The organism is Actinomadura geliboluensis (assembly GCF_005889745.1).
GTDB classification, from domain to species: Bacteria; Actinomycetota; Actinomycetes; order Streptosporangiales; family Streptosporangiaceae; genus Spirillospora; species Spirillospora geliboluensis.
On sequence record NZ_VCKZ01000308.1, the window covers coordinates 1 to 11,136 of the forward strand.

Here is an 11,136-nt window from a genome sequence, read left to right on the forward strand (position 1 = left end):
GGCGCTGGTGGTGCTGTTCGGGGTGGGCGCGATCACGGGCCTGCTGCTGGTCCACCGCAAGGCGGGCAGCCTGATGACGCAGATCAAGCTGGGGACGGCCGCGCAGGGCCTGGTGATCGCGTCGATGGGCGCGCTGGGGTCGATCTGGTGGTCCTACATCGGGGCGGTGGTGTTCGGCGCGGCCGCGACGAGCGCGCTGGTCGGCGGCATCACGTTCCTCCAGGAGCAGCTGAGCGGCGTGGAGCGCAACCTGGCTCTGACCGCGTTCCACGCCGTGCTGCGGTTCGGGCTGGCGCTGGCGGCGCTGGTGTCGGGCGTCGCGGCCGACCTCCTGAAGGAGGCCGGCGCGACACCGCTCGGCCTGGCGCCGGGCCAGTTCGTGCTGACGGCGTCGGGGCTGGTGGTGCTGGCGGGCACCTTCCTGATCCGCGCGCCCGGCGCCGGCTGGATGTCGTTCACCTGACGGGCGCGGGCTCCGGTTCGGCGGCGAGTGAGCCGGGCGGGGTCAGCGCGCGTCGGTGCGCCACCGGGTGAACCGGCGCTCGATCAGCACGAGCAGGTAGTTGAACACGAGCCCGAGCGCCGAGATGGTGAGGATCCCGGCGTACATGTCGGGGATCGCGAAGTTCTGCTGGGCGGAGCCGATCAGGAAGCCGAGGCCCTCCTTGGCGCCGACCATCTCCGCGACGATCATCACGAGCACCGAGATCCCGCCGGCCAGCCGGATGCCGGTGAACACCGACGGCACCGCGGCGGGCAGCACGACCTTCTGGAAGATCCGGGCGGCGGGCAGCCCGAGCGACCGCGCCGACTTGACGAGCGTCGCGTCGACCGTGCGGACCGCGCTGATCGTGTTGAGCAGGATCGGCCACGTGCACGCGTACAGCACGATCGCGATCTTCGAGGTCTCGCCGATGCCGAGGACGAGGATGAAGACCGGCAGCAGCGCGATCGCGGCGGTGTTGCGGAACAGCTCCAGCAGCGGGTTCAGCAGCTCCGCGACCGGCCGGTACCAGCCGATCAGCAGCCCGAGCGGCACCCCGACGGCGATCGACAGCCCGAAGCCCGCGAGGGCGCGGACGAGGCTGGCCTCGGTGTTGCTCCACAGCTGGCCGCTGCGGGCGAGGTCCCACAGCGCCGGGAGGACGTCCGACACCGGCGGCAGGAAGACCGGGTCGACGAGCTGGGCGCGGGGCGCCAGCTCCCAGACGGCGAAGAACGCGATGACGGCGACCGAGCGGCGCAGGGCGGTGCCCGCGAGCGCGGTGGCGCGGCGGCCGGTGCGGCGCGGCGGGGGCGCCGGCGCCTCGGGCCCGGCGGTGAGGACGGGGGCCTCGACGGTGCTAGCCACGGCGGGCCTCCTCGCGCGGCGCCGGGACGGCCGGGGCCTGCGCCGCCCGCACCTCGTCCTTCAGCAGCGACCAGACGCGGTGCCGGTGCGCGGCGAACTCGGGGCTGGAGCGCAGGTCCTCGTGGGCGTCGCGGGGGCCGAGGTCGATGTCGACGACCTCCTTCACCCGGCCGGGCCGCGAGGTCAGCACCGCGACGCGCCCGCCGAGGTAGACGGCCTCGTCGATGCCGTGGGTGATGAACACGACGGTCTTGCCGGTGGCCTTCCAGATGCGCAGCAGCTCGTCCTGGAGGGAGTCGCGGGTCTGGGCGTCGAGCGCGGCGAACGGCTCGTCCATGAGCAGCACCTCCGGGTCGTAGGCGAGGCTGCGGGCGATCGCGACGCGCTGCTTCATGCCGCCGGACAGCTCGTGCGGGTAGCGGTCCTCGAAGCCGGACAGGCCGACGAGGTCGAGGTGGCGGCGGGCGATGCCGGCGCGCTCGCGGCGGCGCAGCCCCTTGGCCTCCAGCCCGAACTCGACGTTGCGCAGCGCCGTCCGCCACGGGAACAGGGCGTACTGCTGGAAGACGACGGCCCGGTCCAGGGCGGGCCCGGTCACCTCGGCGCCGTCGATCGCGACGCGCCCGGCGGTGGGCCGGGCCAGGCCGCCGATCAGGTCGAGCAGGGTGGACTTGCCGCAGCCGGACGGCCCGACCACGACGAGGAACTCGCCCTCGGCGACGTCGAGGTCGACGCCGTCGAGCGCGGTGAACGCGCCGCCGCCGCGGACCGGGAAGGTCTTCCCGACCCCGGAGAGGCTGATCTTGGTCGCGGGCCCGGTCATCGCGGGACGCCTCCGTTCGCGTACGGGTTGAACTCGTTGGTGTAGAGGTCGCGGGGCGGGACGCCGACCTCGCGGATCTGGCCGACGTCCTTCAGCCAGCGGCTCCAGACCGAGAACTCCCGGTCGCTCATCAGGCCGCCGCGCCCGGCGACGCCGAGCGACTTCCAGTACTTGAGGGCGTCGGCGTTCTCGTTGCGGCCGCGCGCGGTGAGGATGCGCGTCTGCCGGGCGATGACCTCCGCGCGCGGCGCCGTCCGGGTCCACTCGATCGCGCGGGCGACCCCGGCGGTGAAGGCCCGCACGGTGTCGGGGTTGCGCTCGATGAAGTCGTCGCGGAACACGTAGGACCCGGCGGTGAACGGGCCGAGGAAGTCGTAGTCGCTGAACACCGCGCGGACGCCGCCGGCGGCGAGGGCCTTGTCCTGGAAGATGCCGCTGAGCGCGGCGACGTCGATCTGCCCCTGGCGCAGCGCCTGCTCCAGGGAGACCGGCGGCACCGCCAGCGCCTCGACCTTCCGGACGTCGGCGGGGGCGACCCCGTTGCGCCGCAGGTAGAGGTCGAGGACGGCCTGGGCGTGGCCGCCGAGGGTGTTCATGCCGACCTTCTTGCCGATGAGGTCGCGCGGCCCGCGGATCGGGCTGCCGTCCAGGACGAAGAAGCCGTTGTAGGTCTTGCGGTCGGTGCCGTAGTAGCCGATGACGGACGTGAGCGGCGCGCCGGACTCCTGCAGCTTGACCGAGGCGCCGTTGAAGGCGCCGCCGAACGCGACCTGGCCGGTGGCGGCGCTCTGCACGTCCTGCGGGCCGCTGATGGTGTTGCCGATCCACTCCAGCTTCACCTCGCCGAGGTAGCCGAGGTCGGCGGCGAGTTCGGGGAGGATCACCTGTCCGGTCCAGCCCTGGTAGCGCAGGGTGCCGGTGCGTTCGGCACCGCCGCCGAGCGCGCGGCCGCAGGACGCGGTGAGCGGCACGGCGGCCGCCGCGACCGCGAGCGCGGACAGGAGCCGTCTTCTCGTGGGGTCGGGGTACGGGCGTGGGGAGGCGATGGAGGACACACCGTGACTATGACCTCCATTTCCTACTAAGTCAATCGGAATAGTTGCTTTTTGCGCGGGGCCGTGTTTCGCTACCGATCGGCGGGTCCGCACGGCACCGCTCCGGAGCACCCCGGTGCGCCCCCCGGACCGCCGCTCCGTTGACCGTCCGTCCCCCCAGGAGGTGGGCAATGTCCGAGTTCGACATCCGCAAGATCGGCGGCCGCATCGGCGCCGAGGTCGTCGGCGTCGACGTCCGCGAGCTGACCGGCGCGCTGTTCCGCGAGATCCAGGAGGCCCTGCTGGAGCACAAGGTGCTGGGCTTTCGCGGCCAGGACCTGACCGACGACGACCAGATCGCCTTCGCCGCCCGCTTCGGGCCGCTCACCGGCGCGCACCCGACCGTCCCTGCGGCCGACGGGCACCGCGAGATCCTGCCGGTGGACAGCGAGTCGGGGCGGGCGAACCACTGGCACACCGACGTCACGTTCGTCCAGACGCCGCCGAAGATCAGCACCCTGCGCAGCCTCGTCATCCCGCCCTTCGGCGGGAACACGCTGATCGCCAACACCGGCGCCGCGTACCGGGACCTGCCGGAGGAGCTGCGCCTGCTGGCCGACCGGCTCTGGGCCGTGCACACCAACGACTACGACTACGTGAAGCCGCCGAACAGCGGCGCCGACCCGGAGAAGTCGGCCGAGCACCGGAAGGCGTTCGTGTCACGGACGTGGAAGACCGCGCACCCCGTCGTCCGCGTCCACCCCGAATCTGGCGAGCGGAACCTGTTCATCGGCGGGTTCGCGCAGAGCGTCGTCGGGCTGCCGCCGCGCGAGGGCCGCACGCTCCTCGACCTCTTCCAGCGGTACGTGACCCGGCCGGAGAACATCCTGCGCTGGGCGTGGGCCCCCGGCGATCTCATCGTGTTCGACAACCGGATCACGCAGCACTACGCGTCCGACGACTACGGCGACCTGCCGCGGCTGCTGCACCGCGTCACCGCCGCCGGCGACGTCCCGGTCGGCGTGGACGGGCGGGAGAGCTACCGCGTCGAAGGCGACGAGGCCGCGCACTACACGCCGTCCGCCGCCGCTTGAGCCGGACCGTCCGCGGACCAGGGCCCGGGGTAGGGGTGACCCCGGGCCCGCCCGGTCTCAGGGCTTGGGCAGGACGCACATGGCGTCCAGGCCGAGCACGTGGTTGAGGCGGCCGAACGCGAGCCACGAGCCGATGCACATGCTCAGCTCGACGATCTCGCGCTGGTCGTAGTGCGCGGTCATGCGCTCCCAGAACTCCTCGTCCAGGCCGTGGTGGTCGAGGACGTAGCGCTCGGCGTACTCGGCGGCGAGGCGCGTCCGGTCGTCGAAGGCGTCGGTGGTGCGCCAGTCGGTGACCGCGTCCGCGAACTCCTCCTCGACCTTCTGGCCGTCCCGCTCGGTCCGCCAGTCGAGGCAGAACAGGCACCCGTTGAGCTGCGCGACGCGCAGCCGGGCCGCCTCGAACTCGCGGAGCCCGAGGGTGGTGTGCTCGTACACCGCGAGCGACAGCCGCGACGCGGCGGGGCCGATGCCGGGCACCAGCTCGCCCCACGCGTACTGGATCGGGTCCTTGCCGTCGGGGACGTCGAGGTTCATGCGCGGGTGCCTCCGAGCCTGCCCGCCGCGGGGCGCAGCGGGACGTCGAGCGCGTCGTAGAGTCCGGGTTCGGCGTCCACCAGCCAGTCGATCGCGCTGACGAGCCGCCCGACCGCGGTCGCGTTGCCGCCGGCGGCGCGGTTGCCGTGCTCGTCGGTGGCCTCGACCGTGACCTCGATGCGCGGGTTGCCCTCGATGATGACGCGGTGGGCGCCGTCGCCGTCCGGCGGCATGGGCCAGTCGGGCGCGCACGACGGGTGGATGCGGGTGACGTGCTCCACGACGATGCGGGGCTCGCCCTCCACGATGCCCTGCACCTCGAACCGGACCGCGCCCTGCGTGCCCTTCTCGAAGTCGCCCATGGACGCGGTGGTGATGGTCTCGTCGAGCGGACGCCGGTCCAGGGTCTCGCGGACCTCGTCCAACTCGACGCCGAGCGCGCGCGCCATCAACCTGACCTGTCCGCCCCACACCATGGTCGGGACGGTCGCCGCCAGCATGGGCGGCTCGTAGTCCATGGGCTGGCCCATGCCGACCAGGTACCGGACGGAGTCGGGCTGGTCGTAGGTGGAGTAGTCGAAGATCTCCTGGCAGCGGACGACGTCGATGACGCCGCCCAGGCCGCTGATCATCAGCGGCAGGACGTCGTTGCCCCAGCCCGGGTCGACGCCGGAGACGAACAGCGAGCCGCCGCCCTCGGCGATGGCGTCGAGCACCGCTTCGCGCATCTCGGCGGGCGCGTTGCGCTGGTCGTAGAGGGCGTACAGCGCGGGGGTGACGACGACGGCGCCGGCGCGGACCGCCCGCAGGATGTCGGCGAGCGCGTCGTCCGGGCGGATGTCGCCGGACGCCGCGTAGACGACGGCCTGCGGCCGGGCGGCGAGGACGGCGTCGATGTCGGTGGTCGCCGCGACGCCGAGCTCGCGGCCGAGGCCGGCGAGGTCGCCCGCGTCCCGTCCGGCCTTGCCCTGGTCGTGGACGATCACGCCGGTGAGTGTCAGCGCCGGATGGGCGTCGACGGCGCGCAGGGCGAGCCGCCCCACGTTGCCGGTGCCCCAGACGATCGCGGAGATCATGGGCGGAATGTAACAAAGCCCGGGTCCGTTGCCAAGCAAGCACTTGGTTAACTGGCTGTGACCTGGCAACACGTGTGCGTGATGGTTCGTAAGTTACTTTTGCGTAGCTAGTGACTTCCCTCGCCGGTCGATATAGAACCTGTTCCAATCTCAGCGACAGTGAGGGAGGTCACATGACCGATTCCATCATGCCCAACGGAAGTCTCAGCGGCGTTTCCCGCCGCGGGTTCCTTGTTGGAACCGGTTCCATTCTGGGGCTGGGGCTGATGGGCGGCACCGCTGCGTCCACCGCCTCGGCGGCCGGCCCGATCGGCGACGGCGCGCACGTCCCGGTCCTGATCATCGGCACCGGCTACGGCGGCTCCGTCGCCGCGCTGCGGCTCGCCCAGGCGGGCGTCGACGTGCACATGGTCGAGATGGGGATGGCCTGGGACACCCCCGGCTCGGACGGCAAGATCTTCGCCAACACCCGGTCCCCCGACTACCGGTCGTTCTGGCTGCGGACGCGCACCAAGCAGCCGCTCAGCAACTTCCTCGGCTTCCCGATCGACAAGGACGTCCCCCGCTACACCGGGATCCTGGACGCCGAGGAGTTCGCCGGCATCACCGTCTACCAGGGACGGGGCGTCGGCGGCGGCTCGCTCGTCAACGGCGGGATGGCGGTGACGCCGAGGCGCTCGCGGTTCAGCGGCGTCCTCCCCTCCGTGGACGCCGACGAGATGTACGAGGTGTACTACCCGCGCGCCAACGCCGGGCTCGGCGTCAACAACATCGACCGCGCCTGGTTCGACAGCACCGACTGCTACCAGTACGCGCGGGTCGGGCGGAAGCACGCCGAGCGCTCGGGGTTCGAGTTCGTCTACGTCCCGAACGTGTACGACTTCAACTACATGAAGCAGGAGGCCGCGGGCGCGGTGCCGAAGTCGGCGCTGGCGGCGGAGATCCTCTACGGCAACAACGCCGGCAAGAAGTCCCTGCAGCAGACCTACCTGGCGCAGGCCAAGGCCACCGGCCGCGTCTCCATCTCACCGCAGCACCGGGTGACGTCGGTGTCGCCCGCGTCCGGCGGCGGCTACACCGTCGCCATCGAGCAGATCGACACGACCGGCGCCGTCACGGGCACCAAGACGGTGAAGGCCGACCGGGTGTTCTTCGCGGCCGGCAGCGTCGGCACCAGCAAGCTGCTGGTCAAGCTGAAGGCGACCGGCGCGCTGCCGGCGCTGAACGGCGAGGTCGGCAAGGGCTGGGGCGACAACGGCAACGTCATGTGCGGCCGCGCCAACCACCTCTGGGACCCGACCGGCAGCCTCCAGTCGTCCATCCCGACCGGCGGGATCGACAACTGGGACGCCGGCGGCGCGTTCGCCGAGGTCGCGCCGCTGCCCACCGGCATCGAGACCTGGGCCTCGTTCTACCTGTCGATCACCAACACCCCGCACCGGGCCGAGTTCTCCTGGAACGCGGCGGCGGGCCGGGTGGACCTGAACTGGCAGACCGGCTGGAAGCAGACCAGCATCGACATGGCCAAGTCGATCTTCGACAAGATCAACAAGAAGGAGGGGACGATCTACCGGACCGACCTCTTCGGCGCCTACAAGATCTGGGGCGACCACCTCACCTACCACCCGCTCGGCGGCGCCGTGCTGAACAAGGCCACCGACAACTACGGCCGGCTGCGCGGCTACTCCGGCCTCTACGCCATCGACGGGTCGCTGATCCCCGGCAACACCAGCGTCAACCCGTTCGTGACCATCACCGCGCTCGCCGAGCGCAACATCGAGAAGATCATCGCCACCGACCTGTGACGACGCGCTAGCGAGATCCGGCCACGGGCGCGTGTGGCCGGACAGTCATCTCCAGGGGCCGCTCAGGAGCAGACGGGGTCAGCCCCCGCGCCCCGGCCCCGGCCGCGCAGGCGCCGCGGTCGCCGAACCGGCACCCATGGCCGGCACGCGCCACCCCACGGCACCCATGGCGGATTCCCCTTCACTTGGACGGGCGGCGGCGTCGGATTGTCGATCGCGTAACCGGGTAACGGCTGATCATCGGGGGTGCGGCCGACCTGGGCCGGGCTCAGCGGGACCACCGAGGCGAGACGGTCGCGACGAGGGCGGTGAGGGCTCGGATGCGCAGGGTGCTCCGCCGGCGGACCCCCGTCTTACGTACCGTCCAGTCGGTTCGTGGAAGGTGAGAGGCCGGATCCGGACGGGTCGCTCGGGGGAGATCGTGGACGCGGATGAGCATTCTCGGCATGGCCATCGCCGTCGTGGCGGCGGCCTTCATCGGGCTCGGGTTCGTGGCGCAGCAGCACGCGGCGTTCCGGGAACCGCTGGAGGAGATCCTGCATCCGCGGCTGCTGCTGGACCTCGTGCGCAGCCGGCTGTGGCTGACCGGCATCGCCTCGATGATCGTCGGCCAGATCATCTTCGCGTTCGCACTGAACATCGCGGACGTCGCCGAGGTCACCCCGGTGCTCACCGTCAACCTGATCTTCGCGCTGTTCGCCGCGCACGTCATCTACCGGGAGCGGCTCGGCCGCAACGAGTGGCTGGGGTCCCTGCTGCTGACCGGCGGCGTCGCGCTGTTCCTCGGCATCGGCGTGCCGCACGGCGGGGCCCTGCCGGGCGTGCACTCGCCGCGCTGGCTCGCGGGCGGGGCCGTGCTCGCCCTCGTCGCCCTGTGCGCGTTCGGCGGCCTGCACCGGGACCTGCGCGTCCGCGCGATGCTGCTGGCCTGCGGCGCCGGGCTGCTCTACGGCCTCCAGGACACCCTGACCCGCAGCGTCCTCCTCGTCTCCGACGAGGGCTTCGGCCGCATCTTCGTGACCTGGCAGCCCTACGGGCTCGTGTTCATCGGGGCGCTCGGGCTGCTGTTCGCGCAGAGCGCGTTCGACGCGGCGCCGCTGCGGATCTCGCTGCCCGCGACGACGGCGGCGGAGCCGCTCACCGGCATCGCGCTCAGCATCGTGATCTTCGGGGAGCGGGTCCGGCTGGAGGTCTCCGACCTCGCCCTGGAGTCGCTCGGGCTCGCGGCGATGGTCGCGGGCATCGTCGTCCTCGGCCAGTCCCCGTACCTCGGCAAACCCGGCGAACGCGCCGCGGCGCCGCCTGACGGGGTGGAGTGCCAGTGATCCCCGTCGTCCTCGCGCTGCTCGCCGGAGCCTCCAACGCCCTCGCGTCCGTCCTCCAGCGGCGGGTGGCCAAGGCCGCGCCCGAGGCGGACGCCTTCAAGCTCGCGCTCATCCTCGACCTGCTGCGCAGCCCGATGTGGCTCGGCGGCATCGGCGCCCTCATCGCCGCGTTCGTGCTGCAGGCGGCGGCGCTGTCCATCGCGGGGCTGTCGCTCGTCCAGCCGCTGCTGGCCGTCGAACTGCCGTTCACCATGATCCTCATCGCGTTGCTGCCGCCGCGCGGGCTGACCCGCGTGCCGTGGACGGCCGTCGTCCTGCTCAGCGTCGGGCTGGCCGTGCTGCTGTTCGCGCTCTCCCCCGACGAGGGCTACCACCTGCCGAGCGGATCCGCCTGGATCATCGCGACGACCGGCACGGCCGGCTGCGTCGCCGCGCTCATCGCGCTGTCCTGGCTCATCCGCGGGCCGGTCCGCGCCGTCCTGCTCGGCATCACGACCTCGATCGGGTTCGCGCTGACCGCCGCGTTCATGAACACCGCCACGCACGACTTCGAGCGCGGGCTCCGCGCCGTCGTCACGTCCTGGCAGCTCTACGCCATGGCCCTCGCCGGACTCGGCAGCCTCTTCCTGCTGCAGAACGCGCTGCAGAGCGGCACCCTCGTCGCCGTGCAGCCCGCCCTCACCATCTCCGACCCCGTCGCCAGCATCATCCTCGGGGTCTACCTGTTCGGCGAGAACGTCCGCGGCGGACCGTGGGTCCTGCTGGAGGCGGCCGGCATGGCGCTGCTCCTCCTCGGCAGCATCGGCATCGCCCGATCCCCGCTGCTGCACGAGGAGCACGACGTCAGCCGAGCGCCGTCTGGATGACCCGCTCCGCGGGGGCGGCCCGCAGCAGGCCGGCCGCCGTCCGCGCCCGGGTCCGGCGCTCCGCGTCGTCCTTGAGCCGGTCGAGCTCCCCGACCAGCTCGCCGGGCGTGCGCGCGTAGCGGCTCAGCCCGGCGCGCGCCATCGCCGCCGCGCCGTCCCGGCCGTGCCCGGGGATCGGCCGGTAGGAGATCACCGGCAGCCCGCACGCGAACGCCTCCCGGCAGGTCAGCCCCGCCGCGTTGTCGATCAGCGCGTAGGCGCCCGCCATCAGCTCCGGCAGGTCGTCCCGCCAGCCGAGGGCGGGCCCGTAGACGCGCTCGCGCAGCCGCTCGTTCCGGCCGCACAGCACCACCGGCACGTACCGGCCGGACGCGGCGAGGTGCTGCGCCGTCTCCACCACCCGCCCGACGCCCCAGGCGCCCGCCGAGATCAGCACGATCCGGTCGTCCGGCCGGGCCCCGACCTCGTCCCGCAGCAGGCCCGACGCCGCCCGCCTGCGGCGGAACGCGGGGCGCACCACGGGCGCGCACCGGGTCGCCGGGCGGCCCGTCCGCTCCGCCACCGCCTGCGCGGACCCCTCGTCCGGGCACAGGTACCGGTCGTTGCCGGGATGCAGCCACATCCGGTGGACGGCGAAGTCCGTGACCAGCACCAGCGACGGCACCTCCAGCCGCCCGGTCTCCCGCAGCCGCCCGGCCGCCTGCGCCGCGACGTGGAACGTCGACACGACCGCGTCCGGCGGCAGCTCCCGGAGCCGCGCGTCCAGCCGCCGCGCGATCAGCGCCGTCAGCGGGGACGCGGGCGGCGGGCGCCGGGACACGAAGAACGCCCGGTAGATGCCCTCGTACAGCCACGGCGCCGACCGGACCATGCCCTCGTACATGTGCCGGAGGCCCTTCCCGAGCCGCAGCGGGACCAGGTCGAGGACGTCCAGGACGGACGCCTCCACCCCCTGCGCCGCCATCCGCCGGGCCAGCTCCGCGGCGACCGCGTCATGTCCGGCCCCCATGCCCGCTGTCAGAATTAAGAGTCGTTTGCCCATTAATTGAACTCCCCCCGGTGAAACTGATCTCATGTCCCGCCGCGTGCCCGCCGTCCTGACCGCCGCCCTGCTGGGTCACGCCCTGCCCGCGGCGACCTGGCTCCCCCCGGTGCGGCGGCTCACGCCCCGCGTCGCCGCGGGCAGGGCGTGACCCAGCAGGGCGGCGGTCAGGACGGCGGGCAC

Annotated in this window: 11 protein-coding genes; 5 read left to right on the plus strand and 6 right to left on the minus strand. The window is 72.5% G+C overall.

The window, feature by feature from the left end; all coding sequences use genetic code 11:
- Positions 1 to 463: hypothetical protein (locus ETD96_RS45195; protein WP_171069331.1), on the plus strand; the 463-nt coding region annotated here is incomplete at its 5' end.
- 42 nt (positions 464 to 505) lie between these two features.
- Here the strand turns inward: ETD96_RS45195 and ETD96_RS32020 are convergent.
- The 3 genes from ETD96_RS32020 to ETD96_RS32030 are packed head-to-tail and all read right to left on the minus strand — an operon-like array spanning position 506 to position 3,229.
- Positions 506 to 1,351 carry an ABC transporter permease gene (locus ETD96_RS32020; RefSeq protein WP_138640225.1) on the minus strand — a complete coding sequence of 282 codons (846 nt, stop codon included), beginning with the start codon at positions 1,349 to 1,351 and terminating at the stop codon, positions 506 to 508.
- Positions 1,344 to 2,174 (minus strand): ABC transporter ATP-binding protein, encoded by an 831-nt coding sequence (locus tag ETD96_RS32025; protein WP_138640226.1) that lies wholly within the window; start codon positions 2,172 to 2,174, stop codon positions 1,344 to 1,346. The genes ETD96_RS32020 and ETD96_RS32025 overlap by 8 nt, the downstream gene beginning before the upstream one ends.
- The gene (locus ETD96_RS32030; protein WP_138640227.1) at positions 2,171 to 3,229 is read right to left on the minus strand and encodes an ABC transporter substrate-binding protein; all 1,059 of its coding nucleotides are present in this window, start codon (positions 3,227 to 3,229) and stop codon (positions 2,171 to 2,173) included. Before ETD96_RS32030 ends, ETD96_RS32025 begins: the two co-directional genes overlap by 4 nt.
- Positions 3,230 to 3,399: 170 nt before the next feature.
- Between ETD96_RS32030 and ETD96_RS32035 the strand changes: the two genes are divergently transcribed.
- A complete protein-coding gene (locus ETD96_RS32035) occupies positions 3,400 to 4,302 on the plus strand; it encodes a TauD/TfdA dioxygenase family protein (RefSeq protein WP_138640228.1) in 903 nt (300 codons plus the stop codon).
- Positions 4,303 to 4,359: 57 nt separating this feature from the next.
- Here the strand turns inward: ETD96_RS32035 and ETD96_RS32040 are convergent, their stop codons facing one another.
- Both ETD96_RS32040 and ETD96_RS32045 read right to left on the minus strand, forming a co-directional pair.
- Positions 4,360 to 4,839, minus strand: coding sequence for a carboxymuconolactone decarboxylase family protein (locus tag ETD96_RS32040; RefSeq protein ID WP_138640229.1), 480 nt, complete (start codon positions 4,837 to 4,839; stop codon positions 4,360 to 4,362).
- Positions 4,836 to 5,915 (minus strand): NAD(P)H-dependent amine dehydrogenase family protein, encoded by a 1,080-nt coding sequence (locus ETD96_RS32045; RefSeq protein ID WP_138640230.1) that lies wholly within the window; start codon positions 5,913 to 5,915, stop codon positions 4,836 to 4,838. Before ETD96_RS32045 ends, ETD96_RS32040 begins: the two co-directional genes overlap by 4 nt.
- A 173-nt stretch (positions 5,916 to 6,088) precedes the next feature.
- Between ETD96_RS32045 and ETD96_RS32050 the strand changes: the two genes are divergently transcribed.
- From ETD96_RS32050 to ETD96_RS32060, 3 genes are all read left to right on the plus strand, one after another.
- On the plus strand, positions 6,089 to 7,720 hold the full coding sequence (locus ETD96_RS32050) for a GMC oxidoreductase (RefSeq protein WP_138640231.1): 1,632 nt from the start codon (positions 6,089 to 6,091) through the stop codon (positions 7,718 to 7,720).
- 431 nt (positions 7,721 to 8,151) lie between these two features.
- A complete protein-coding gene (locus ETD96_RS32055) occupies positions 8,152 to 9,045 on the plus strand; it encodes a DMT family transporter (protein ID WP_138640232.1) in 894 nt (297 codons plus the stop codon).
- Complete coding sequence (locus tag ETD96_RS32060; protein ID WP_138640233.1) at positions 9,042 to 9,911, plus strand: DMT family transporter; 870 nt, start codon at positions 9,042 to 9,044, stop codon at positions 9,909 to 9,911. Before ETD96_RS32055 ends, ETD96_RS32060 begins: the two co-directional genes overlap by 4 nt.
- On the opposite strand, the gene ETD96_RS47715 is transcribed toward ETD96_RS32060, so the two are convergent.
- On the minus strand, positions 9,889 to 10,920 hold the full coding sequence (locus tag ETD96_RS47715) for an MGDG synthase family glycosyltransferase (protein ID WP_274704659.1): 1,032 nt from the start codon (positions 10,918 to 10,920) through the stop codon (positions 9,889 to 9,891). The two genes, ETD96_RS32060 and ETD96_RS47715, sit on opposite strands and share 23 nt — an antisense overlap.
- Positions 10,921 to 11,136: the final 216 nt, after the last annotated feature.